Annotated in this window: 24 protein-coding genes and 1 pseudogene; 11 read left to right on the forward strand and 14 right to left on the reverse strand. The window is 34.4% G+C overall.

Annotated features, from left to right (window positions below; all coding sequences use genetic code 11):
• Positions 1-103 precede the first annotated feature (103 nt).
• From SYN6308_RS19660 to SYN6308_RS19670, 3 genes are all read right to left on the reverse strand, one after another.
• A complete protein-coding gene (locus tag SYN6308_RS19660) occupies positions 104-1,477 on the reverse strand; it encodes a hypothetical protein (RefSeq protein WP_017296172.1) in 1,374 nt (457 codons plus the stop codon).
• 247 nt (positions 1,478-1,724) lie between these two features.
• Positions 1,725-2,114: a hypothetical protein gene (locus SYN6308_RS19665; protein WP_017296173.1), complete on the reverse strand. Its 390-nt coding sequence runs from the start codon at positions 2,112-2,114 to the stop codon at positions 1,725-1,727.
• Between the two features lie 108 nt (positions 2,115-2,222).
• The gene (locus SYN6308_RS19670; protein WP_017296174.1) at positions 2,223-2,570 is read right to left on the reverse strand and encodes a hypothetical protein; all 348 of its coding nucleotides are present in this window, start codon (positions 2,568-2,570) and stop codon (positions 2,223-2,225) included.
• Between the two features lie 105 nt (positions 2,571-2,675).
• Between SYN6308_RS19670 and SYN6308_RS19675 the strand changes: the two genes are divergently transcribed.
• The 3 genes from SYN6308_RS19675 (at position 2,676) to SYN6308_RS19685 (ending at position 8,563) form a co-directional block, all read left to right on the forward strand.
• Positions 2,676-3,278 (forward strand): Uma2 family endonuclease, encoded by a 603-nt coding sequence (locus SYN6308_RS19675; RefSeq protein WP_017296175.1) that lies wholly within the window; start codon positions 2,676-2,678, stop codon positions 3,276-3,278.
• 93 nt (positions 3,279-3,371) lie between these two features.
• A complete protein-coding gene (locus SYN6308_RS19680) occupies positions 3,372-5,378 on the forward strand; it encodes an NAD(P)H-quinone oxidoreductase subunit 5 (protein WP_017296176.1) in 2,007 nt (668 codons plus the stop codon).
• A 95-nt stretch (positions 5,379-5,473) separates the two neighbouring features.
• Entirely contained in the window at positions 5,474-8,563 is a 3,090-nt protein-coding gene (locus SYN6308_RS19685) for a type ISP restriction/modification enzyme (RefSeq protein ID WP_017296177.1), read from the forward strand.
• A gap of 135 nt (positions 8,564-8,698) precedes the next feature.
• Here SYN6308_RS19685 and SYN6308_RS19690 read toward each other — a convergent pair whose 3' ends face one another.
• From SYN6308_RS19690 to SYN6308_RS19715, 6 genes are all read right to left on the reverse strand, one after another.
• Positions 8,699-9,571 carry an alpha/beta fold hydrolase gene (locus SYN6308_RS19690; RefSeq protein ID WP_017296178.1) on the reverse strand — a complete coding sequence of 291 codons (873 nt, stop codon included), beginning with the start codon at positions 9,569-9,571 and terminating at the stop codon, positions 8,699-8,701.
• Positions 9,568-10,437: a sugar phosphate isomerase/epimerase family protein gene (locus tag SYN6308_RS19695; protein ID WP_017296179.1), complete on the reverse strand. Its 870-nt coding sequence runs from the start codon at positions 10,435-10,437 to the stop codon at positions 9,568-9,570. The genes SYN6308_RS19690 and SYN6308_RS19695 overlap by 4 nt, the downstream gene beginning before the upstream one ends.
• 144 nt (positions 10,438-10,581) lie before the next feature.
• Positions 10,582-10,752 (reverse strand): hypothetical protein, encoded by a 171-nt coding sequence (locus tag SYN6308_RS25220; protein ID WP_017296180.1) that lies wholly within the window; start codon positions 10,750-10,752, stop codon positions 10,582-10,584.
• A 13-nt stretch (positions 10,753-10,765) separates the two neighbouring features.
• Positions 10,766-11,566, reverse strand: a complete 801-nt coding sequence (locus SYN6308_RS19705; RefSeq protein WP_017296181.1) for a cupin domain-containing protein — start codon at positions 11,564-11,566, stop codon at positions 10,766-10,768.
• A 289-nt stretch (positions 11,567-11,855) separates the two neighbouring features.
• Positions 11,856-11,984 (reverse strand): photosystem I reaction center subunit IX, encoded by a 129-nt coding sequence (psaJ, locus tag SYN6308_RS19710; protein WP_017296182.1) that lies wholly within the window; start codon positions 11,982-11,984, stop codon positions 11,856-11,858.
• 41 nt (positions 11,985-12,025) lie between these two features.
• Positions 12,026-12,532: a photosystem I reaction center subunit III gene (locus SYN6308_RS19715; protein WP_017296183.1), complete on the reverse strand. Its 507-nt coding sequence runs from the start codon at positions 12,530-12,532 to the stop codon at positions 12,026-12,028.
• Positions 12,533-12,682: 150 nt separating this feature from the next.
• Here SYN6308_RS19715 and tsaD point away from each other — a divergent pair, with 150 nt between their 5' ends.
• Positions 12,683-13,732, forward strand: coding sequence for a tRNA (adenosine(37)-N6)-threonylcarbamoyltransferase complex transferase subunit TsaD (gene tsaD / locus SYN6308_RS19720; protein ID WP_017296184.1), 1,050 nt, complete (start codon positions 12,683-12,685; stop codon positions 13,730-13,732).
• A gap of 256 nt (positions 13,733-13,988) precedes the next feature.
• On the opposite strand, the gene SYN6308_RS19730 is transcribed toward tsaD, so the two are convergent.
• Together SYN6308_RS19730 and SYN6308_RS25035 are read right to left on the reverse strand one after the other, a co-directional pair.
• Entirely contained in the window at positions 13,989-14,579 is a 591-nt protein-coding gene (locus SYN6308_RS19730) for a peroxiredoxin (protein WP_017296186.1), read from the reverse strand.
• 304 nt (positions 14,580-14,883) lie between these two features.
• A complete protein-coding gene (locus SYN6308_RS25035) occupies positions 14,884-15,042 on the reverse strand; it encodes a hypothetical protein (protein ID WP_158412772.1) in 159 nt (52 codons plus the stop codon).
• Between the two features lie 138 nt (positions 15,043-15,180).
• On the opposite strand from SYN6308_RS25035, the gene SYN6308_RS19735 reads away from it, so the two are divergent.
• The 3 genes from SYN6308_RS19735 (at position 15,181) to SYN6308_RS19745 (ending at position 19,026) form a co-directional block, all read left to right on the forward strand.
• Positions 15,181-16,338 (forward strand): hypothetical protein, encoded by a 1,158-nt coding sequence (locus SYN6308_RS19735; RefSeq protein ID WP_017296187.1) that lies wholly within the window; start codon positions 15,181-15,183, stop codon positions 16,336-16,338.
• A 20-nt stretch (positions 16,339-16,358) separates the two neighbouring features.
• Complete coding sequence (locus SYN6308_RS19740) at positions 16,359-17,351, forward strand: pentapeptide repeat-containing protein (protein ID WP_017296188.1); 993 nt, start codon at positions 16,359-16,361, stop codon at positions 17,349-17,351.
• A 220-nt stretch (positions 17,352-17,571) separates the two neighbouring features.
• Entirely contained in the window at positions 17,572-19,026 is a 1,455-nt protein-coding gene (locus tag SYN6308_RS19745; RefSeq protein WP_017296189.1) for a RecQ family ATP-dependent DNA helicase, read from the forward strand.
• Positions 19,027-19,207: 181 nt separating this feature from the next.
• On the opposite strand, the gene rplI is transcribed toward SYN6308_RS19745, so the two are convergent.
• Complete coding sequence (gene rplI / locus SYN6308_RS19750; RefSeq protein WP_017296190.1) at positions 19,208-19,666, reverse strand: 50S ribosomal protein L9; 459 nt, start codon at positions 19,664-19,666, stop codon at positions 19,208-19,210.
• Positions 19,667-19,834: 168 nt separating this feature from the next.
• On the opposite strand from rplI, the gene SYN6308_RS19755 reads away from it, so the two are divergent.
• The 3 genes and pseudogenes from SYN6308_RS19755 (at position 19,835) to gatA (ending at position 22,046) form a co-directional block, all read left to right on the forward strand.
• Positions 19,835-20,152: a DUF433 domain-containing protein gene (locus tag SYN6308_RS19755; protein ID WP_017296191.1), complete on the forward strand. Its 318-nt coding sequence runs from the start codon at positions 19,835-19,837 to the stop codon at positions 20,150-20,152.
• Positions 20,142-20,477, forward strand: a pseudogene (locus tag SYN6308_RS23025) (DUF5615 family PIN-like protein). Before SYN6308_RS19755 ends, SYN6308_RS23025 begins: the two are co-directional and overlap by 11 nt.
• Before the next feature lie 120 nt (positions 20,478-20,597).
• Positions 20,598-22,046: an Asp-tRNA(Asn)/Glu-tRNA(Gln) amidotransferase subunit GatA gene (gene gatA, locus SYN6308_RS19765; RefSeq protein WP_017296194.1), complete on the forward strand. Its 1,449-nt coding sequence runs from the start codon at positions 20,598-20,600 to the stop codon at positions 22,044-22,046.
• 161 nt (positions 22,047-22,207) lie between these two features.
• On the opposite strand, the gene SYN6308_RS19770 is transcribed toward gatA, so the two are convergent.
• Both SYN6308_RS19770 and SYN6308_RS23030 read right to left on the reverse strand, forming a co-directional pair.
• Positions 22,208-22,546, reverse strand: coding sequence for a hypothetical protein (locus tag SYN6308_RS19770; protein ID WP_017296195.1), 339 nt, complete (start codon positions 22,544-22,546; stop codon positions 22,208-22,210).
• Positions 22,547-22,686: 140 nt separating this feature from the next.
• Entirely contained in the window at positions 22,687-24,891 is a 2,205-nt protein-coding gene (locus SYN6308_RS23030; protein ID WP_017296196.1) for a cation:proton antiporter domain-containing protein, read from the reverse strand.
• 201 nt (positions 24,892-25,092) lie between these two features.
• Between SYN6308_RS23030 and SYN6308_RS19780 the strand changes: the two genes are divergently transcribed.
• Entirely contained in the window at positions 25,093-25,785 is a 693-nt protein-coding gene (locus SYN6308_RS19780) for a Uma2 family endonuclease (protein WP_017296197.1), read from the forward strand.
• Positions 25,786-25,862 lie beyond the last annotated feature (77 nt).

Genomic DNA, 25,862 nt, shown 5'->3' on the forward strand with positions numbered 1-25,862 from the left:
ATTCTGGGATTCTATCTTAGAACTCAAATAGTTTAACTCAGTAGGGGCTGTTTTGACTATTCGATCGAGCTATATATATGTGAAAGTTAAATTAATTCATGAATTATTGATTTTCCCAATGTTTGAGAAATCTGAGAGAGTCTTGTTTTTGGTGTAATAATTGCTCGATCGAACTTGATATAATAGAGATTAAACTAGGGGGAAAAAGGGATAAAAAATCTTGGGGAGTAAGTTGACGACTAAAAAAACTATCACATTGAGATTTATAATTTACGATGGTTTCAAAAGAGATATAATTGAGAATAAAAATAGTAAAAAGAGAATGGGAAATATCAGGAAAAATGTTACCTTGACACTCAAAAGTTAATAAATCAAGAATTATTTTTTCAATGTTATTTTGAGGTTTATAAGGTAAGATTGACGGAAGAAAATCAAAAATAGAAACATATTTAAAGTTAGCATTATTAGAAACATTCCAAAAAAAATTGAGAGGAATATTTGGGCAAAAATGTAAAGATAAAGCCTCTAACAAAGCAATACTGGTTAATTTTATTTGTAGATATAACCTAGAAATATCGAGATTATTTTGACAGTTTTTAATTAACTCTTGAAAAGTAATTAAATCTGGTTCATTATGATAATGATGAAAGACTAAATTAGGGGAGATGAAATTAATAAATTTATTGGTATTTTCTAAGGCTAAACGGTAATCTTGAATGGTATATTTTTGACTATCATATAAGCAATGATTAGTCTCAGGTAATAATAACCATGTGTTTTTAAGAAAATTTTGAACATTAGAAGTGCCAAAACCACTAACATCAAGATTTGCTAACTTCACAGCTTGACAAATAGTAGTAATTATATTTGCTTGACTTAAATCTAAATTAAATTCTTGATTAACTATTTCTAACCGTTTCTGAAGTTGTTGAGGGATGGTTTCATTTTCATCTTTTGTCTGACGAAAAGGAATAGTTAATTCAATCATGGTGATGATACGAGTTATCAGAGATAAAGGTAAATAAGGTTGTAAAATTTTACCTGCTACTAAAGCACTTAAAAACTCATTTTGTCCTTTAAATTGTGATAAACTATCTCCTAAATTAACATCAAAAATTTTAAGTACGATCGAGAAACAGTCATCGGAATAAGTAAGTTGAGATTTGATGAAAAAACCATCTTTTTTTTCAATAATAAAAGAGTTTAAATAAGGGGTATAATTAAAAATAATTTTCTCATCTATTTGAAGGTAAACTAAGTCATGAAATAATCCTGCTAAAGTAATTAAAGGATCACCAGTATTAGTTAACATGAGAATATGATTAAATGTATGAAAATTGCGCCATTTTTCCGTTAATCCTTCCATAATCAAGTCAGAAATTTCCTCTATTTTCTCCTTCGTCAAAAAGACACCTAATGCAGTCATAGCTGATTGAAATATATGACGACATTGAAAAAGAGATTCTGTTTGATTCATGGGATAATTTACTTTATTTTTTTGAGGGAAAAAAGATTACCAATTTATTCTATTGTCAAGGAAAAGTAATTTTTCTTTATTTTAAAATAGTTATCAAGGAGGAAATAGCATTAATAATATAGGCAATAAAAAAGGTTAAAAATTGCCAAATATCTTAATATCTCTTTTTTTTTGATGGATTAAGATGACAAAAAATAACCTTTCGATCGAACATTTACTCTTTTACATCATAAGTAAGATTTTTCAATTATTCAAATAAAATAGATTCAAAACAACTTTCTCCTACTTCTCTTAACTCTTTGGCAATTTTAGGGTTAGTTTGGGATTGCTTTACTACCTCCTTAAATTTTTCTGCACTGTATCGCTTTCTATATTCTTTCATAGTGCAGTTGCAAACAGTTTTAGCCGTTTCGGGGGGTAAGCCTTGTTTTTGTGATTCTTTCAAACATTCTTGAGTGGAATTACACCAGATAGAAGCCTGATTTTGTTTTAAACCTTCTTTAACCAAGCCATCAATACATTGTTGTTGATTAAAAACAACAGGAGTGGATTGGGCAAAAGAGGGGGGAGAAAAAAAGGAGAGAGAAACGGCAACAAGGGAAAAATTAACGATGGAATAAAAATGCTTAGATGTCATAGTTTACAATTAAGTTTTTATTAATAAATAGGATACACTTAATTGAGATGAAAAATTACTAAAAAAGTTCCTAACTATATTGATAAAAACAGGATAATATTCTACATTTTAATTAGTTTTAATTTCAATCTCATCATTGGGAGATTCTGGTACATTTTCTTCTACGTTAGCATCAGGGGAAGAGACTTCTTCCACGGAAACGTCATCAGATTTTTTTATCTCTAATGTACTTTCGAGATTTTCTTCTTTAATTTTTTGTTCTTTTTCTGATGGTTGTAAATTTTCTTGTTGAAGTTGTTGAATTTGTTCTTCCATTAATTGATTACCTCGATCGAAAAATTGTTGAGAATCTTGTCCTCTAAATTGAGCGAAAATAGGTTTATTTAATCCATTAAATACTATCATAGAAATAGCGGTAAAACCGACTATAGAGCATAATTTATAAGATATTTTCATCTTTTTCTCCTTTTGTGCCTAAAGATTCCTACTACTATTATAACGTGAGGTTAGCTAAAGAATTTGCGTTATAAAAAAAGCTATAATATTATTCAAAGTCTGAACATGAATATGCTACTCACCGAATCTTCCCTCACTAATGTCACAGATTCTTTACCCTTAAGACTCTTAACTGTCAGAGAATATAATTTAATGGCACAAGTCGGTATTTTGACTAATGATGAAAAAGTAGAATTAATTAAAGGACAAATTGTTACAATCTCGCCTCAAGGAAGTTTTCATGCCGCCGCTATAACTCGCACTAATCGCTTATTAACTAACCAATTAAATGAAATTTTAATTAGACTTCAATTACCAATTATTGTTAATGATGTTTCGCAACCTGAACCTGATATTGCTATAGTAAAGTATGATCCTTTAGATTACGACGATCGACACCCCTTAGCTACAGAAGTGTATCTCGTCATCGAAATAGCCGACACCACCTTAAAAACAGACTTAGAAATAAAACGACAACTCTACGCCAGTGCAAATATTCCTGAATATTGGGTATTGGATGTTAAACAACGGCAACTATATATATATCGACAAGCAAATAATGGCGATTATGAAACTACCATTATTTTAAGCGATCAAGACTCGATCGAACTCCTCAATTTTCCTGATGCTAAAATTAAAGTATCAGAAATGTTGCGCCCTTTGAAGTAATCACCCTTCGTTTATTTCCAAGCAAAAATTGTTCATAGTTAAACAACCTATGTCACAATGAAAACGTTATGAATAAATAAAAAAATAACGAGGATGGATAGTTTAAAATTATATGAATACGCTTGGTTAGTGCCGACACTACCTCTACTCTCTTCAATGATAGTGGGTATCGGCTTAATTTCTTTTAATCAAGCAACAAACAAACTTAGACAAGTTAACTCTGTCTTTATTATCTCTACTTTAGGTGTTTGCCTTACTATGGCGATCGCACTATTTTGGAGTCAATGGCAAGGACACGAACCCTATACTAAAATGATAGAATGGGCTAGTGCCGGGGATTTTACCCTCAGTATGGGTTACACCATCGATCATCTTAGCTCATTAATGCTCGTCATTGTTACCACCGTTGCTTTACTGGTAATGATTTATACTGACGGCTATATGGCACACGATGCAGGTTATGTGCGTTTTTATGCCTATCTGAGCATCTTTAGTGCCTCTATGTTGGGTTTAGTCATCAGTCCTAACCTAGTACAAGTATATATCTTCTGGGAATTGGTAGGGGTATGTTCGTACTTACTGATTGGGTTTTGGTACGATCGAAAACCTGCAGCGGATGCTTGTCAGAAAGCCTTTGTCGTCAATAGGGTGGGAGATTTCGGTTTATTACTCGGTATGCTTGGTTTATATTGGGCAACTGGTACATTTGAATTTATCCCTATGGGCGATCGACTTCACGAAATCGTAGGCTCAGGGGAACTTGCAGGGGGAGTAGCGGTGTTATTTGCTATTTTGGTGTTTTTAGGACCTGTAGCAAAATCAGCCCAGTTTCCGCTCCATGTATGGTTGCCTGACGCAATGGAAGGACCTACTCCTATCTCTGCTTTAATCCATGCGGCAACAATGGTAGCGGCTGGAGTCTTCTTGATTGCCCGTATGTACCCTGTATTTGAGCCTATTCCTGAAGTTATGACAGTGATTTCTTGGACTGGTTGCTTTACTGCTTTCTTGGGTGCTACGATCGCAATTACCCAAAATGACATCAAAAAAGGTTTAGCCTATTCCACTATTTCCCAATTAGGTTATATGGTGATGGCAATGGGTATCGGTGCATATAGTGCAGGTTTATTTCACCTGATGACTCATGCTTATTTCAAAGCTATGTTATTCTTATGCTCAGGTTCAGTAATTCACGGTATGGAAGAAGTCGTGGGGCATGAGCCAGTTTTAGCCCAAGATATGCGTTTAATGGGGAATTTACGCAAATATATGCCCATTACTTCCAGTTGCTTCCTTATCGGCACTCTTGCTATCTGTGGTATCCCTCCTTTTGCTGGATTTTGGTCAAAAGATGAGATTCTAGGGTTAGCCTTTGAAGCGAATCCCGTTTTGTGGTTAGTGGGTTGGTTAACGGCAGGTTTAACGGCATTCTATATGTTTAGAATGTATTTTATGACCTTTGAAGGAGATTTTAGAGGTAAAGATCACAAAATTCAAGAGGAATTGTTACAAAAAGCAGGTGTTGCTTTAAGTGGTGAAGGGCATCACGGGGAAAAACCTCACGAGTCGCCTTTAACTATGACATTTCCTCTGATGATGTTAGCTATTCCTTCCATTTTTATCGGCTTACTTGGTATGCCTTGGAATAATCGTTTTGAGGAGTTTATCGCTTCCCCTAACGAAGAAGTGTTAGAAGTTGCCCATCATTTTGACTTAAATGAGTTTCTCATCATGGGAGGTAACTCTGTGGGTATCGCTTTAATTGGTATTTCGATCGCCTCTTTGTGCTACCTTAAAAATAAAATTGATTATAAGTCGATCGCGCAGAAAATCCAGCCTTTATATGAGCTTTCCTTAAATAAATGGTACTTTGATGAATTTTACGATAAAGTATTCGTGCAAGGATGCCGTCGTATCGCTCGTGGTATCATGGAAGTTGACTATAAAGTAGTTGACGGTGCAGTCAACCTCACTGGTTTAGTAACTATCATCAGTGGAGAAGGCTTAAAATACCTCGAAAATGGAAGGGCGCAATTCTATGCCTTAATTGTTTTCGCCGCCGTTTTAGGTTTTGCGATCGCATTTACCGTTGTCGGTTAATAATATACATCGACCACATTAAAGGATAATGTTGGGTTACACTTGGTTAACCCAACCTACTATGATACTATAGGTAGTAAGTCAAAAATTTTGCCATGTCTAAACTACTTATCTCTCAGTATCACAACGAAGTCGAAAAAATTAAACGTTATGGTGGTAGTAAAAACGAGTCAATCATTAGAGTATCCTTTCAAAATCTACTCAACAATTACTGTCAAACTCGCAATTTTTTATTAATTCCTGAATTACCCTACAAAAATCAGAGAATCACTCCCGATGGCACGATAAAAGACGCTTTACAATTAGATTGGGGATACTGGGAAAGCAAAGACGAAAACGACGATTTAGACTTAGAAATTGAGAAGAAATTTGCTAAGGGTTATCCCAACGATAATATTTTATTTGAAGATTCTACCACAGCGATTTTAATTCAAAGTGGAGTAGAAAAAATGCGCGTGTCTATGCAGGATATAGACGCATTAGACAAAATTTTAAAAGAATTTATCGACTATCAACGCCCCGAAGTAGCAGAATTTTATCAAGCAATTACTAAATTTAAAGATGACTTACCCACTCTTATTAATACCCTGAGAGAAAATATAGATTTAGCATCAAAAAACAATCAAAAATTTATTGCGAAAAGAGACACTTTTTTAAGTCTTTGTCAAAACTCCATTAATCCTAATATTACCGTTGAAGATGTTAGGGAAATGATGATACAACATATCTTAACAGAAGACATCTTTTTAACAATTTTTGATGAGGTACAATTTCACCGAGACAATAATATTGCTAGGGAATTAACAGAGTTAATTAATAGTTTTTTGAAGGGAGGAGAAAGAAAGAAATTATTAAGCAGTATTCAGCATTATTATAAAGCAATAAAAAGTAAAGCAAGTCAAATAAATAATCACCATGAAAAACAGAAGTTTTTAAAGGCAATTTACGAGAATTTTTATAAGGCTTATAATCCTTTATCTGCTGACAGATTGGGCATTGTTTATACTCCCAATGAGATAGTTAGATTTATGATTGAAAGTACCGATTTTTTACTTCATAAACACTTTAATAAATTACTCATTGACAAAAATGTAGAAATACTTGATCCTGCTACGGGTACAGGTACTTTTATCACAGAATTAATCGAATATTTGCCCATAAATTCACAAAATTGTGACGCATTAAGATATAAATATCAGCATGAAATTCACTGTAACGAAGTAGCGATTTTACCCTATTATATTGCTAACTTAAATATCGAATATACCTATCTGCAAAAAACGGGGGAATATCAAGAATTTAATAATATTTGTTTTGTGGATACTTTAGATCATACCAGCTTTGAAGGGAAGCAGATGGATTTGTTTGCCATGTCGTTAGAAAATACTGCCAGAATTAGACGACAAAATGAGAAAAAAATCTCGGTAATTATCGGTAATCCTCCCTATAATGCCAAGCAAGAAAATTTTAATGATAACAATGCTAATCGCAGTTATGAAAGTATAGATAAACGGATTAAATCGACTTATATAAAAGAAGGAAAAGCCCAAAACCAAATCGTTTTATATGATATGTATGTGAGGTTTATTCGTTGGGCAAGTGATAGGTTAAAAGACAATGGAATTATTGCTTTTATTACTAACAATTCCTTTATTGATGGCTTAACTTTTGATGGTTTTAGAAAAGTTTTAAGTGAAGAATTTAGTCATGTTTATATTATCGATTTAGGGGGAAATATTCGACAGGGAGATAAAACGGGAAATGTGTTTAATATTATGATAGGGGTTGCCATTACATTTTTAGTGAGAAAAAATAACGTAGGGTTTGAAATCAATTCAACCCAAATAACCTCAAATAATTGTGAAATTTATTATTATAAATCTGTTGAAAATTCAGCATTAGATAAATTAGATTTTATTGGTAAAAATAAGTTAAAAGAGATTAATTTTACTCATATTATACCGAAGAATAATAATTGGATTAATCAAAGCGATAATGATTTTGATGATTTGTTACCTTTAATTGATAAAAATGTGAAAAGTGGTAAATCTGAAGAAGCTATTTTTAAGTTATTTTCACGAGGTGTAGAAACAACTAGAGATGAATGGGTTTATGATTTAGATAAGAATAATTTAATCAATAAAATTAACTTGTTTATAAAAATTTATAACGAATCTATAGATAATAATTATCAGGATTTTTCTATTAAATGGAGTTCATCATTAGAAACATACTTTAATAATAAAATTAAAGCTCACTTTGACCAAGATTTAGTTAAAAAGTCTTTATATAGACCATTTATTCCTTTATATCATTATACAGAAAAATTATTTAATCATAGATTGACTCAAAATCATTTTGATATGTTATCTAATAGTTTAAATGCAGAAAATTTAATTATTGGTATTTCAGGTTTAGGTTTATTTAAACCTTTTCAATGTTTAATTTCAAATTTCTTATTTGGTTTAGATACTCTTGAAAAAACCCAGTGTTTGCCATTATATACTTATGATAAAGAGGGAAAAAGAGAGGAAAATATCACCGATTGGGCGCTAAAAAAATTCAGAGAATATTATAACGTAAAACGGGCTTCTAGCCCGTCTGAGGCTAACAGGCAAGATGCCTGTTTTACGGGAAGAGAGATAAAAGAGATTGAAAAAATTGATATTTTTTATTACGTTTATGCAGTTTTACATAATCCGAAATATCGATCGAAATATGAGTTAAATTTAAAGAGAGAGTTTCCGAGAATACCTTTTTATGATGACTTTTATCAATGGGTAAATTGGGGTAAAAAGTTGATGAATTTACATCTTAATTATGAAGAAATAGAGCCTTATAATTTAAAGAGAATAGAATCCCCCCTAACCCCCCTTAGTAAGGGGGGAAAGAGTCCGAAGGTGAAGTTAAAAGCAGATAAAATTAAGCATCAAATTATCATTGATGAGGTGACTATTTTAACAGAAATTCCCTCGATCGTCTGGGAATATAAACTAGGAAATCGGAGTGCTTTAGAGTGGATTTTAGATCAATATAAGGAGAAAAAATCTAAGGATAAAACTATAGCAGAAAAGTTTAATAATTATCGTTTTGCTGACTATAAAGAGCAAGTAATTGACTTGTTAATGAGAGTAACAACCGTTAGTATAGAAACTATGAAAATTATTAAGGAAATGGACAGATAGAATGAAGAATGAAGAATGAAGAATGAAGAATGAAGAATGAAGAATGAAGAATGAAGAATGGAGAATGAAGAATGGAGAATGGAGAATTAACAATCACACTCTTGTCTTTGCCCACTTTCAAAACTTAAACCCTAATTAGCTAAAAGTATTCATAATAGCCTGAATAATGTCTTCGGGAGCTTCTTCGGGGATATAATGACCACATCCTTCAATGATATAGTTAGTAATGTTGTCACAATAGGAAGCTAAACCATTATAAATTAAAGATTTAGTAGCAAACTCTCCCCCCATAGTGAAAATAGGTTGAGAAAATCGAGTTTCTGGGGTTAGGGTATTGGTTTTAATATTGTCTTCCAAACTGGCATACCATAAAAATCCAGCTTTCATGGCATAAGGGCGACTATAATAACTTACATAATGTTCGATCGTTTCAGTAGATAAATTTTCTTTGCGTCTGGATTTATTAGTGAAATACCAAGTAAGATATTCTTTTTCTTTACCTTTGACTAAGCTATCCGCTAAATCTGGTACTTTATGGAAATAGAATTGCCATACTTTACCCGCATTTTCCAACGAGAAAAAGTCATTACTAACTAACCCCGGTATCGCCGCATCGATTAACCCTAAACCTTCAATGTGTTGAGGAAAAAGTTTTAAGATACTAAAAGCAACCCAAGCGCCCACATCATGCCCCACAAGATAAAATGAGGTTATCTGTTTTTGAGCCATAAAGTTAATTACTTCTTGGGCAGAGGTAGCACAATCATAACCATTTTCGGGAATATCTGAGTCTCCTTGCCCTCTCAAGTCTAAGGCGATAACGTGAAAATATTTGCTCAATGGTTCTAATAATAGTCGCCAAACGTAACAAGTTTGAGGCCAACCTCCTAGTAATACTAAGGGTTTCCCCGTGCCTCCTTCAAGGGCGTGAAGGGTAATATCGTTAACTTTGGTGTAGGTGTGGCTAAATCCAGAAGGAAGGGTTATGTCAATGTATGGTTGATTCATGATAGAGATGTTTGATAGGTGTTTTTTAAAAATTTCAGTCCTTCTTCGGCTATGTATTGGCTACTGGGAGCAACTTTACGCCAAATTTTAGCGGATGTAGCTAATTCGATGTCGTCAGGGTTAAAACTTTCAATGACGATCGAACCTTGATATTCCATCGCTTTAAGGGTATCAAATAATTCCTGCCAAGGGAGGGTATCACTGCCGGGAGTGCCTCTGTCTTTGGCGCTCACATGAACATGAAAACATTTTTTTCCTGCTTGTAAAAAGGCTTGAATAATGTCTTTTTCTTCGATATTCATGTGGAATAAATCCAATAATAGCCCCATATTCGGACATTCGATCGAACTTAAAAGGGTTAATCCTTGCGCGACAGTATTTAAAGCATAACCTTGAAAACGGTTAAGAGGTTCAAAGGCAAGTTTTATCTCTGTAGTAGAAAGAGTTTGAGCAATTTCGATTAAGGCTTGATGTAAGAGTTTTTCTTCTATCTCTTGAAGGGGTTTACCGCTAAGATAACCTACTGGATGAATTAAAGGACCTGATAATTGAGTTATACCGCATTTTTGACAAAATTCGATGGCTTTTTGCACATATTTAACGGATTTTTGCCAAATTTCAGGATTTTCACTGGTAAGAGATAATCCTTGAGGCATACTGCTACAAAAAGTTAAGCCTAATTCGTATTTATCTTGATAACTTTTAAGAACATCTCGATCGATCTGCTCAAAACTATGGGTAGCAATCTCGACACTATCAAATCCCCAACTTTTTGCCTCTGAGAAAATAAATTCTTCATGCCCTAAAAATTCCTTTTTCCAGATAAAAGTATGAACACCAAATCGAATTAACCCAGATTCAGTCATAATAAAACCCCTTATAGAAAAGATAATATGATTAAGAATTACGCAAAATAATTATTTTGATAGCAATCCTAAATCTTAGATGAAAACTTTAAATTTAATTCCCCCTTTACTTTAAGGGGGGTTAGGGGGGATCAAAAAATAATGCTAAAAATTAAATTTTTGCTTAATAAAAGTATAAGTAAGTTGACCTAATAATACAGCTCCTGCAGCCACTAAACCTTGAAAGGGAGGTACAGGTAAAGGAATTTTAAAAGCCGTAAAAATTACCCCTAAAATCCAGCCCCCCAAAATGGCTATTCCTAGCTCTTTATTCATATCTTTACCCTTGTCAAAAACAACTAACGGATTTATCTCCTTGATTATAGGCATTAACTGCGTCAACGATCCTCATTAAATTTTCTTCATCAAAAAGTTTTACTAATTCTAAGGGAATATCCTCACTTAAATCTTTAATATATTCAGTAAAAAAGGCACTTTGGTTAATACCATATTTAGGTGCTGAGGTGATAAATTCTAGTTTCGCTTCGTCTGTAATAGCCGGTAAATTATTTAAGTCTTTGATGGGGATTCCTACTTCTTGAAAATACTCCCGAATACCACCATCGTTTAAAGGATATTCTGGGGAAGACTCATCTCGTATCCATATAAATACTAAAGGATGAGTTTTTTCTGTCTTGTTGATAAAACCGTGAATATGATATTTTGCTCCATAAAATACTTGATTTGCTTCAGCATCAAGGCTATAAATAACGGCGTTTCCCGCTTCTTCACGGGTAGGCGGAAAGTTAAGATCGGGATATGTTTGAGTTGTTTCTAGTAATTGTATGCCTCCTTCTGGAGTCCAAAACCATTCATTCGTATAGTGGTGAACATGGGGTAAAGGACCAGCCCCCGAAGGGATGATACCATAAGCTAGAGAAAATCCTAAGTCACCTCGATTACAGCTTGTAAACTTAAAAATTTCTCCTGCGGGTCCTAAAATATTTTCTGTTTCAATGTTAGGAATCGGAACATCCTCAAGATAATGTTTATAACGATCGAATTTATTAGCGGATAAAGCATTACTAGGAAAAAAGAGCATTCCACAAAGCACGATCGAAATTAGAGCAATAACGTTCCAAACTTTCATTCACTAAAAATTTTTTTGAGATTGTGATAATAGTAACCCACATTCCGCACATAACAATGTATTGTCATAAGAGTATGAAAACCGAAGGACTAATTTTGGACAAACTCTAAGTGAGTTTACTCAATTTTTTATTAGTTTTCCTTTTCGCTAGAGAAATTTTTTTCCTGATTATCGCCATTTTAGAAGAGTATGACAATACTTTGTAACTCCAACAGAGAAGATTTAGTAGAGGGATTCAACTCCCTTGATGACTCAATATACAGAGTTAAGGAGTTGAATCGATCGAACTTTAGCCCATAGGATGGAATAAAAGATCAGGATAAAAACGATTAAATTCGATTAATAAACCTGCGGTAAAAACTAATAAAGCAGTGATTAAAACAGGGGCGGTAGATAAAAAGGTTGTTAAATCTTTCATCAAAATTTCTCCTAATAATTAGTTAAAAATGAACGATAAAATTAACGAGGAGAAACGGGAATTTCCGAATCTTTAACTGTTAATTGACCAGAAGTAAACTCTTGTAAGGCTTGTAAAGGCCACAAAAATCCGAATAACATTTTGCTGAAAGCAAGAGGTACATCAATGATGATTTCTTTCATTTCAGTATCTTTCTCTTCACGAATAGCGATAAGATAAGAACGTCCTACCCAGCCAATCCAACCAGCAATATAAAGGAATAATACCCCAGGAATAATAAAGTCTCCAGCATGGCTTAATCTGCCGTCAACGACTAAATGAGGATACCCTTCAGGACCACAAAGAGCTTCAGCGTAACTTGCTGCACGTTTCTGACCAGATGTAGGATCATCGGTGGTGTTACGGAAATTTTTGGCTTTTGCTTGATAAGCTGCGGACTCACTACAAGGTGTTAAGTGAGATAAATCGGCACTAGCAGTAGGAGCAAAATTTGCCCATAAGGATACGGAAAGAGCGAAGGCTAATACTAAACTGAATATTTTTCCCATAGAAATTGTTTCCTGTATTTTTATTGAAACAATAAGTTTTTTTACAAAAAAGAAGCTGAAAAATGGCTTCAAATGCGATCTTACTGTGATTAGTAAATAGAGTAAAGTAATAAGAAGAAAATTTATTATTCTTAACAAATTACTTAAATAATGAGTGTTATTTTAGCAGTAGAAAGCAGTTGTGATGAAACTAGCGTCTCAATCGTAAAAAATCGTAATATTTTATCCAATGTCATCGCTTCCCAGATTAAATTACATGAACAATATGGGGGAGTTGTGCCTGAGTTGGCTTCCCGTAAACATTTAGAAATGGTTAATCCTTGTATTGATAAGGCTTTAGTTGATTCTGGTTTGGCTTGGGGTGATATTGATGCCATTGCATCCACCGTAACCCCTGGTTTAGTGGGATCATTAATAGTTGGTGTCACCGCCGCCAAAACCCTCGCATTGGTGCATAATAAGCCATTTTTAGGGATTCATCACCTTGAAGGTCATATTTATGCAAGTTATCTCAATGATCCTGATTTAGAGCCTCCTTTTCTTTGTTTATTGGTATCGGGAGGGCATACCAGCTTAATTCATGTGAAAGGTAGAGGTGTTTACAAAAATATCGGCTCAACCCGTGATGATGCGGCCGGGGAGGCTTTTGATAAGGTAGCACGGTTATTAAATTTACCTTATCCGGGTGGTCCTGTTATCGATCGATTAGCGAAAGAGGGCGATCGAAATGCCTTTAAACTCCCTGAAGGTAGGGTATCTTTACCGAATAATCAGGGTTTTCATCCCTACGATTCTAGTTTTAGTGGTTTAAAAACAGCGATGCTTCGGTTAATTACCAAATTGAAGGAAGAAAACGGGGATAATTTGCCCATTGCAGATTTATGTGCTAGTTTTCAATATACGGTAGCAAAAGCCTTGACAAAACGATCGATCCGTGGTTGTTTAGATTTAGGCTTAACCAAAATTGCCGTTGGGGGAGGTGTGGCGGCTAATAGTGGTTTAAGGGAATATTTGACGACAGAAGCTCAAAAACAGGGTATAGAGGTATTTTTTCCGCCTTTAAGCCTTTGTACAGATAATGCGGCGATGATTGCTTGTGCTGGTTGTGATCATTTTAACCATGGAGTTCGATCGAGCTTATCATTAGGAGTAGCATCGAGGATGAATATTGAAGATGTACATAAACTATATAAGGAATAAAAGACACGAGATTATTAATTTTCCATTGTTTATTAACCTAATCTTAAGGTTCGATCGATATAAGAAAAGTGGTGAAAACGAGACAGATGGACAAGTGGACAAGTCGAATGGTAGAAAAATTCCTAATATTTCGATGCCCTTTAAAATAATTTTATTGATTCAGGTAAAATATAATCTTCCTGTCTTCGGAGTCTTCCAAGTCATTCATCATCTATTTTTATGGTTCACTCAGGTGATAAAGACTATGGGGCAAACCCTAACTATTACTAGCAAAATATATCTTTGATTTTATAGGATCGGGACTCATAGTTTTATCTCCTTCTTGCCAACCCACGGGACAAACTTCATTATCATGGGATTGAACATATTGAATGGCTTTTAATACTCTTAAAGTTTCGTCAACACTACGACCAAAGGAAAGGTTATTGATGGTTGTATGTTGAATGATACCATCTCGATCGATAATAAATAAACCTCTTAAAGCCACACCAGCGGAAGGTTCTAAGACATTATAGGTGTTACTAATTTCTTTTTTTAAATCAGAAATCAAAGGATAATTAATATCACCTATTCCTCCTTGTTTTCTCTCCGTTTGAATCCATGCCAAGTGAGCAAATTCACTATCAACGGAAACCCCTAAAATCTCTGTGTCTAAAGCCTTAAATTCCTCATGGCGATCGCTAAAAGCAATAATTTCTGTGGGACAAACAAAGGTAAAATCTAAAGGATAGAAAAATAAAACCACATATTGACCTAAATAATCTGATAACTTCAGCACTTTAAACTCTTGATCTATGACTGCGGTAGCGATAAAATCAGGGGCAGTTTGTCCTACTTGAATACTCATATTTTATAATTCCATGAAAATAAATTGATATTTGACTTAGCTTAAAGGATAAACGATATTACTGAGATCTTGCACCTGAGTAATAAATCTTTGGTTAGGGAGGGGAAAAGGGAAGAGGGAAGAGGAAAAAGTGATAATAATTGACTTTAAAGCTATTGAAATTGATTTTTTAGTTTTACCTAATTAGTATTAATGTATTGGTGCAAGATCTGAGTATTACCTGAGTGAACTATAAAATTATTGGTGAGAACTGACTCTCGTTGACAGGCAGACAGGCAGATAGGGGGATTATATTTCTTGTGAATCAATAAAATTCTCTCAAAAATGTACAAATATTGAAAATTTTTCTTCCTGTCCACTTGTCCACTTGTCCACCTGTCTCGTCTTCACCATTTTTCTTCTGTCGAACTGAGGTGATATTGATGGTGGTAGGGAATAGACAACAGACAACGGAGTTTGACAATGTTTTTAATCAAAAAATGTTTTTACTTCTTACTTTTTACTTTTTACTTTTTACTTCTTACTTCTTTATTATGCTAGGATAGGGGGTATTGGTTATAATTTCAGAATGTTCAATATAAATTAGCCCCGACGAAGTTCTATGATCGTATCGTCAGATATAATCTCAAGTATAGCCCATGATTTAAGTCGTTCACAGGAAGCTAAAAGAGCTAAAAAATTAATTTTTTATGTGAGTCAGAGATACTGGGAGTCAGATTTTGCCATTGTTAATAGTTATTCCTTTGAGACTTTGTTAGTAAGTCTTTATGAAAATAACCCCACTTTGGATGATCTTAAAGCCCTACTGTATCAAGCTGTCAATACTTTAAATCGCAAAGAAGTATATGTAAAAATTGCTAAATACGTTTTTCAACGTATGTCACCTTTATATAATGAGGAAGAACATTCTTCCCATCAAGAAGAAAATAATCAAAGTAATGAGTTTGAGTCAAGTTTACTCGATCGCATTGCGGAAAATATTGAATATCACGAAGAATCCCCCAGAATCAAAAAATTAATTTTTGCTGCCTGTAAACAATATTGGGAAAATGATATAAACGTCATTGAGATGTACGATATAAAAGAACTGTTGCTAGAACTATATCAACTTTATCCCAATCCAAAAAGATTAAAAAAAGCCCTTGAAAATATTGTTTCCACTATTAATCGGCAAAACTTTTATTCTTTTATTGCAGATACCATTGTTGGGGAGTTAACCTATCTATATAAACATGAAACTGTAGAAGTAACTACTGATAACGGTAACGAAGAAGAAGAAACTCAATTAATTAAAGCCAAAAATAAAAACATAGAATCTCCTCCTGTCACCATCAATCAGGAAACAAATACTGAAACTTCAGAAGAATCATCTGATGATTCAGACCTTGATTTATCTGGTAGCATGATAGCTGGTGATGTACCCGAAGGGCAAGTTATTCCTTGGTTGAAGTTAGATAATCTTTTTGATCTCAAACACGAGATTATGCAATATACGAACCCTTTACGCGCTAAAATTATGCTGTTTTATGCCATGTATCAAATTGACATTTCTGAACAACATTGGTCGATCGTGCGTACCTGTAGTTTAGATGATCTACTGATTAGAATGTTTCAACAGTACGGAAAAGATATTAAAACCATTGAGAGTCATTTAATGTCCGTAGCTAATTCCAGTATAGAAGGATTAGAACCCGATGACAATGCACAAACGGTAAGCGCCATCGTGGAATCAGTGAAACATTTTTATAAAAGAGCATAATTACTTGGAGGAGATCAAAAATGGAAGTTAATGAATTTATTGAGCGCTATTCCGCAGGAGAAAATTGTTTTACTGGGGCAAATTTATCAGGTATTGATTTAGTCGGCGCCGATTTAATTGGTATTATTCTCAATGATGCCAATTTACAGAAAGCTAACTTTACTTTTTGCTATCTCAGTCGAGCGGATTTAAGTCGTGCTAATTTAGAAGAAACCAACTTTAGTGGCTCAAATTTGAATAAATCTAATTTGATGGATGCCAATCTTCATCGTTGCGAATTTCATGGCGCTATTTTACAAAAAGCTGATATGAGAAATGTTACCCTCAGTTTGGCAAATTTATTGGATGCTAATTTGATTGAAGTTGATTTGCGTTCTGCTGACTTACGCAATGCTAATCTTAAAGGCGCTTGTTTACGAGGTGCGAATATGCGTCAACAAAAACGAGGTAAACCTACTAATTTACAAGGTGCAAATTTAGATAAAGCTGATTTAAAGTTTGTTGATTTTCAGGGGGCAAATTTAAAAGGTGCAAGTTTAGTTGGTGCAAATCTTTCCGAAGCAAATTTACGCAATGCCTCTTTAATCGGCGCTGATTTAACTCAAGCAAATTTAAAGGCGACTTTCTTAACTGATACAGATTTAACTGGGGCAAAATTAATTGGGGCAAACCTTTCTAATGCTAAAATGGAACGGGCTAAACTGATTGATACAGATATGAGTATGGTAAACTTAGAAAGTGCTACTATGCCTGATTGTAAATTGATTCGGGCTAATCTGATTCAGGCAAATTTGAGTTTTGCTAAACTAAATCGATCGGACTTAAGTCGTGCTAATCTTTATGGTGCGATTATGCGTAATGCTTCTTTGATGGAGGTATTTTTTGCTCGTACTAATATGACTTCTGCTGATTTAACTAATTCTAATCTCATTGGTGCTGATTTGAGTAGTGCTAATATTTCTGGGGTTAATTTAGAGGGGGCAATTATGCCTGATGGTCAAGTTTATCATTAAGTAGGGGTTGCCTCATAGTATGAGTGATGAGGTTAGGAGATAGGAGTTAGGAGACAGGAGATAGGAAAAATACGAAAAATAAAGGCTTTCAGTAAACCCTAAGTATAATTGAGTTATGGAGTTAATCAATAACCCGATGTGTAATTTATTACACGACTAATATAATCTCGTTCAATAAATTGAACTTAAATTTTTTGTAAATTGTTTTATTTCTTGTTTCATGACTATAAATAACGATAGGATACAAAAGTTAAGGGAGACTCTCAAACAATATTGGGGTTATGATGATTTTCGCTACCCCCAAGCTGAGGTGATGACTGCAATTTTGACGGAGAAAGATTGTTTAGTTGTTATGCCAACGGGAGGCGGTAAGTCTCTCTGTTTTCAGTTACCTGCTTTGTTGCAAGAGGGGTTAACTTTAGTCGTCTCTCCTTTGGTGGCTTTGATGGAAAATCAAGTGCAGGAATTACGATCGAAACATCTTCCAGCAGGAATCTTACATAGTGAAGTTAGTAAGTTCGATCGAAAACAAACTCTTAATGCTTTAAAATCTCAACAGTTAAGATTATTATACCTATCCCCAGAAACTTTACTTTCACCTCCTATCTGGCAAGTAATCAGTAATCCAGAGATAAAAATTAATGGTTTAATCCTCGATGAAGCCCACTGTTTAGCACAATGGGGAGAGTCTTTTCGCCCTGCCTACAGACGTTTAGGCACTATTCGCTCATGTTTATCTCATCATCCTATTTCCATCGCCTCTTTTACGGCAACGGCGGATATTAATACTCAAAAAACCATTATCCAATCCTTACAATTATCTAACCCTGAAAAATTTTTAGTTAGCCCTTATCGTCATAATTTACAGATACAAATAAAAACGATTTGGACACCAAAAGGGAGAAAACAAGAGTTAATTCAATATATTCAAAGAAAGCATAAGCAAAGCGGTTTAATCTATGTACGCACAAGAAAAGATAGCGAAGAATTAGCTAATTTGCTTAATCAAGAAGGTTATAAAAATCAAGCCTATCATGGGGGATTAGGTAGCAACATCCGCCGACAAATAGAAAATGATTGGTTACAGGAAAAAATTAAATTTGTAGTTTGTACCAATGCTTTTGGTATGGGCATCAATAAAAGTAACCTGAGATGGATATTTCATTATCAAGCGCCCTTATTATTATCGGAATATATCCAAGAAATAGGGAGAGGAGGCAGAGATGGAAAACTTACCGAAGCGATTACCCTCATCAGCGAAACCACTGGTTTTTTTAATCCCGAAGACAAACAAAGAAGACAATATTTTTTGCATCGACAAATCAAACTCTATCAAGAAGCACAAAGATTTATTAAGCAAATACCGAAACAAGGAAATATCGAGGCATTGTCAAGGGAATTTAACAACACCAATATTCAGCTATATTTATCTATCTTAAATAGTAGTCAACAATTGCGCTGGATTGACCCTTATCATTATCAATTAACTCTCAATAATCCCCAAAGTTCGATCGAGCTATTGATAAAACGACAACAAAAACTCACTCAAGAAACCTCCCAATACTTAACCACGAAAACCTGCCGATGGCATTTTTTATTATTAGCCTTTGGTTTCCCCCCTTCAAACAATTTTCGTTGCGGTAAGTGTGATAATTGTTTGAAAATTAAGAATTAGCAATGAAGTTGTTAAACCATTACTAACTTGGTATTTTTGCTCTTATTTTTTGTAAATATCAAATAGTTTACTTTTAGATTTACAAATTTTCAAAACCTTGATGATTCATTTTTTAACCTAAAACCTAACACCTAAAACCTAACACCTCGCCTCCACCAAAAGACTATGAGGCAACACCGACTTAAAGAGAAGCTACTTCGATCGTAATCTGAGCAGTCACTTCAGCGTGAAGTTTAATTTCCGTTTGATATTTACCAGTTTTCTTAATTTCAGGTAAAGTAATGGCTTGACGCTCAATATCTAAACCAGCGTTTTGTTTGATAATGTCCACAACTTCTTGAGTAGTTACCGTACCAAAGATAGCATCTTGTTCACCCACTTGCTTACGGATTACAAAGTTATTGATAGTTTGTAACGCAACTTTACGAGATTTGGCTTCTTCTAAGATAGCTAATAAACGTAATCTTTCTTTTTCTCTTCTTTGATCAACTTGACGTAAAATACCGGGAGTTACTAAAACTCCTAAACCTTGAGGCACTAAGAAGTTACGAGCATAACCCGGAGCAACATCCACTAAGTCGCCTCTTTTGCCTAATTTTTCAACGTTTTTATTTAATAATAGTTGTAATTTTTTTGCCATGTTTGCCTCTATTTAATAGGAATTTTTTTATAATTAGCACATTTAGCCACAAATTATGATTATACCATAGAAATTGAGAATGGAAAATAAGCATGAAACTTCTTCAGAAAATATTATAAAAAATGCTATGGTTAAAAATAGATTCATTAACATTAGTCATTAGCAACTATGGCAATTTCGGTTACTTCAAAACACGTTGAAATTACCCCCGGTATCTGTGGAGGAAAACCTCGTATTGTTGGACATCGTATCAAAGTTCAAGACATTGTAATTTGGCATGAAAGAATGGGAATGTCTCCCGATGAAATTATTTATCATCATCCTAGTATTACTTTAGCTGATGTCTATGGTGCTTTAAGTTATTATCATGATCATCGAGAGGAAATTAGACAACAAATAGAGGAAACAGAGGCTTTTGCTGAAAAATTACAAGGTGATAAACTATCTTTAATTGACAAAATATTAAAGGGTGATAATGTCAAATAAAATAAAATTTCATCTTGATGAAAATGTTAGTAATGCTATTGCCAATGGCTTAAGAATGCGGGGAATTAATGTGACAACATCCGTTGAAAAATGATTAATTGGTGCATCTGATGAACAACAATTGGCTTTTTCTTTATCTGAAAAACGAGTTATTTTTACTTTTGATGATGATTTTTTGCGTTTAGCATCTACTGGTATTAACCATTCTGGGATTATTTATGCTCAACAACAGCGTCAGTCAATAGGCAAAATTATCAGCAATTTAACCTTAATTTGGGAATGTTTAGAACCAGAATATATGTATAATAATATTGAATTTTTATAGAAAAATTAATCAGTAATTGCAAGTTTTGAAAGATAAACAGTGAGGGAGATGTGATATTGTAAAGATTAGTCAAAATGCTGATCAAACATATATTAAAAATAGTAGAAAAATTATTTATTCATGGCTTCCATTAAAGAATTACATCAACAAATTACCAGCAAACAACGATCGAGCCTAGAGATTACCCAAGAATATTTAACCACGATCGAGCGCCTTGAACCACAAATCAAGAGTTTTTTATGCGTCACCAAAGAATTAGCCTTAGAAACAGCGCAACAAGTTGATGAGAAAATCGCTAGGGGAGAAGAAATCGGCATTTTAGAAGGCATCCCCATAGCCATTAAAGACAATATGTCCACAAAAGGCATTCCCACCACTTGTGCTTCTCGTATCCTCGAAAACTTTATCCCTAGCTATGAATCCACCGTCACCCAAAAATTAAGAGATCAAGGTGCAGTAATTTTAGGTAAAACTAACTTAGATGAGTTTGCTATGGGTAGTTCAACGGAAAACTCAGGCTATCAAGTTACTGCTAACCCTTGGGATATAACTAGAGTGCCGGGAGGCTCGTCTGGAGGCTCTGCGGCTGCCGTTGCCGCTAACGAATGTGTGGTATCATTAGGCTCAGATACCGGAGGCTCGATTCGTCAACCTGCTTCCCTGTGCGGTGTTGTGGGTTTAAAGCCTACCTACGGTTTAGTATCCCGTTTCGGTTTAGTTGCCTATGCTTCCTCTCTTGATCAAATTGGTCCTTTTGGGCATACTGTAGAAGATACTGCTATTTTATTACAGTCGATCGCAGGGTATGATAGTAAAGATTCTACCAGTTTAAAAGTAGAAATACCTGATTATACTCGATCGTTCTCCACCGACTTAAAAGGCTTAAAAATCGGCATTATTAAAGAAACCTTCGGGGAAGGATTAGACGATATTGTAGCACAAACCGTCGATCGAGCGGTGGAAGAATTAGTCGAATTGGGTGCGATCGTAAAAGAGATTTCCTGCCCCCGTTTTCGCTACGGATTGCCTATCTATTATATCATTGCCCCTTCCGAAGCCTCCGCCAATCTTGCCCGTTACGATGCCGTTAAATATGGCATACGAGAAGAATCTGAAAACCTTCTTGAAATGTACACCAGTACTAGAGCTAAGGGATTTGGCGCAGAAGTGAAACGGCGTATCATGTTAGGCACTTATGCTTTATCCGCAGGTTACTATGATGCATATTACCTCAAAGCGCAAAAAGTCCGTACATTAATTAAAGAAGACTTTGATAACGCTTTTCAAGATGTGGATGTGTTAATTTCTCCCACCGCACCAACTACAGCCTTTAAAGCTGGAGAAAAAACCGATGATCCCCTTAGTATGTACTTATCAGATTTAATGACTATCCCCGTCAATCTTGCAGGTTTACCCGGTATGAGTATTCCTTGCGGATTTGATAGCCAAAATTTACCCATCGGAATGCAGTTAATTGGGAATGTGTTAAGGGAAGATGTCTTATTTAAAGTGGGTTACGCCTATCAACAAACCACCGATTGGCACAGCAAAAGCCCTAGTTTGAGATAGAGTAAAAATTAGTTTTACCCTGTCAAAATGAACTATAGCAATCCTAAATGATTTATGGACAATCCTCCTTTAATTCCCCCAACTTTGGGGGTTAGGAGGCGAAAATAGCCTCTTTTTTTGCAAATATTCGTATTTCAAGTTGCTTTAGGGAATTAGAAAATTTATCCGAGTAGATTAGGATAAAGGAATTTAGTTAATCCTATTAGTAAAGCAACTAAAATACCCCCTCCTACACTCCGAGCGATAATATCAAGGTTATCTAATCTTTTCCCTAATCCGTTTTGCCCTTCTTTGAGAGTAGCTATATCAACTTTGATAGTAGTTAACTCCTCAAATACTTTTTCAAATTTACTATCTATTTTTTCGTTGCCTTGCTCAATTTTACGATCGACTTGCTCAATTTTACGATCGATTTGCTCAAATTTACGATCGACTTGCTCAAATTTAGAGTTAATTAAATCCTTTAACTCTCTTAAATCATTATCTGTTACGGTACTCATGGTAAAATCCTCATTAAGGTTATAAATCAGGTTGGGAGTAATTAGCTGTTACTCCTAACTCTCATTTTAATCTCAAATATCCTTAAAACTGGCTCTTAATTTTCAGAATTTTTTAATTGTTAATTGTTAATTGTTAATTGTTACAGTTGACTCAAAATTTCCGATTTACCAAATACCAAGATATTATCTCCTGCTTTAATGTCTTTCTCCAGATTCGGAAAACGAATATATTGGTTTTTGCGTCTAATACCTTGAATCATTACTCCTAAATCCTGTTTATCCTTGATTTCTTCTAATTTTTCTGTGGCAAGTTGCGTATTTTTAGGAATCGATACCCAAAGACAAGATTCTCCTTCTTTCGGTAACATGACTTTCTCCTTTGCAATATATTCAAAAGCCTCAAAATCTTCCGATGTACCAACTAATAACAATCGATCGAACTCTTGTAAAATAGTTTCAGCAGGTGGATAATCGATTTTTTCGCCATTAGCGCGCACAATCTCAATGATACTAACTCCCGTGAGGCGACGTATATGGGCTTTTTCTAAAGTCAAATTAATTAAGCAAGAATCCGCAGGTAAGGTAAACCATTTATTCTCCATAGTGCTGACGGCTTCTTGTAATTCTCTTAAAATTTCTTCGCTCGATCGTTCAGGTTGTAATGTTTGATATTGAGATTCCCTAATTTTTTGAATATCTTGCACAACCATAGCATTAGGTAATCCTAACACTCTTAATAAATGCCCTGAAAGCTCTAAACTAGCTTCAAATTCGGGCTGTATAACTTCTTTTGCCCCCAATTGATACAACATTTCGATGTCTTCCGCATCATTGGCACGAATTACCGTATCTAACTCAGGATTTAATTGTAATGCCCTTTTGACACATAATCTCGAACTCATGGAATCTGGAAGTGCGATCGCCATTGCTTTAGCGCTACATACCTCAGCTTTTTCCAGAACAAATAAACTAGAAGCACTACCATAGAGATAGGGTATATTTTTTTTCCGTAATTTTTTAATTTTTTCTTCTGATTGATCAATAACTAATACTTTATACCCTTGATTTAACAATAATGTCACCACATTTTTACCTACCCTACCATAACCACAAACAATAATATGATTCTCCATGGTAGATTCCCAAGACACTTCTACTTTATTCAAATCCATTAACCAACCTTCAAAAACAGAAGAAGATTCCGCTTTCGATAAAATAATCGGTAAAAATTGTAACACAAAAGGTGTAACAACTAAAGTCATGGCAGTTGTGCCTAACACCAACATATAAACATTTTCAGAAATTAGGTTAAAACTACGCCCTTTATCCGCCAAAACGAAAGAAAACTCCCCAATTTGTGCCAATCCTAACCCCGCAATCAAAGCAGTTTTTAAAGGATAGCGAAACAATACAACTAAAGGAGTAATAATTAAAGACTTACCCACTAACACTAAAGATACTAACCCTAAAATTAAAGGTAAATGATCCCAAAGAAACACAGGATCGATTAAAATGCCAATAGAAACAAAAAAGGCAGCCGCACAAATATCCCGTAAAGGCTCAACATAATCAAGGGTTTGATCTGAATATTCTACCTCAGAAATCATTAAACCAGCGACAAAAGCCCCCATTTCTGTAGATAAGCCAATTTCTCCTGTGAGTAAGGCGATACATAAACATAAAGCCACTACTCCTAATAAAAAAATCTCCTTACTTTCCGTTTTTGCCAATAATTTTAGATATGGTGGAATCAACCACTTACCAACTACGATCGAACCTAAAGCAAATAAAGCTAACTTGAGTAAAGCAACCCCAATGGCGATACCAATTTCATCGATGGGTTGATTTAAAGCAGGTAACACCGCCAACATTAACCCTAAAGCCAAATCTTGCACAATCAGAATACCTAACATAACTTGACCGTGAGACGTACCAGTTTCATTAGATTCCATCAAGGCTTTTAAGACTACGGCGGTGGAAGATAGAGAAAGAAGCTCTCCTAAAAATACACCTTGAGGTATAGTTGATACCCAACCTACGGTAATAGAAACAAAAGCTGTAATGGCTATGGTTAAAGCAATTTGTAAACCACCGCCTCCCAAACTAATATTTTTAACCTTATTCAATTCTGCAAAGGAAAACTCAACACCGATGGCAAACAAGAGGAAAGTTACCCCTAACTCCGCCACAGTTTCCACGATTTCATAATCATGAATTAACCCTAACTCAAAAGGACCTAAAATAGCTCCTGCCAATAAATATCCTAAAATGACAGGTTGTCGCAATATAGAAGCTAATAAACCACCAATGGCGGCGGCGGAAAAAAGTGCGATTAAATCAGTCATGAATCTTATTCTAATTTTTCTTTTTCGATTATACTGAGTTCTAGCACTAGAACTAAAATACTGAAAGGATGATGCAAAAGTCTTTTGATTACGAAGTGTTGATTAACAGCTTATTACCTAATTCTCTAATACCCTATTCTCCATCTTCATCACTGAGATATTTGTTAAAGTAGAAAAAACTGAAATCGATAACTTATTTTTATGGCAACCTTAGTTTCACCCGTCAATTTGTTGACAAAAAAAGAATACTTTAATCAATGGCAATCGGCAACTTGGGAAGATTATTTATATTGTGCTGATTCCAAAGAATTAGAAGACGTTAAATTATATTTTTATAATAATCAATTATTAATTCAAATGAGTACAGAAGGCATTGATCATTCCAGCATATGTAATTTATTTATTATTTTATTCTATATTTGGTTTAGTCAAAATCCAGAGCAAAATTACACCTCTTGTGGAGGATGTTTGTTAGAAAATCAAGAATTAAAAATGGCTTTTGCTCCTGATTTAGTATTATATTTAGGAGACAATAATCTGAAAAGAAAAGAAGGTGAAAGACGTTATCTTGATGTCTCAAAATCGGGCATTCCTAATTTAGTGGGAGAAATTTCTGATACCACTTTACCTAATGATTTAGATAAGAAAAAACATCTTTACGCTAGTTTACAAATCCCTGAATATTGGGTAGTTGATGTACAAGGAAGACGGGTTTTTTGTTTTCATTTAGACGCAAATAATATTTATCAAGAAGCAGATTTTTCTCTTACTTTACATAATTTACCCATTAGTTTATTAAATGAAACTTTAAGTCTTTTAGATAGTCAAACTAATGGTAGTGTTGCCTCTTGGTTTGCTCAACAAATTCAAGGATTTAACAATAATAATAGTTAATTTACCCTGCATTTCGATCGAATTTATATATTAGACTTCTCTAAATAGATTTATGATTACTCGATCGAAAATATTTG

Origin of the sequence: Geminocystis herdmanii PCC 6308 (assembly GCF_000332235.1) — a bacterium.
GTDB classification, from domain to species: domain Bacteria; phylum Cyanobacteriota; class Cyanobacteriia; order Cyanobacteriales; family Cyanobacteriaceae; genus Geminocystis; species Geminocystis herdmanii.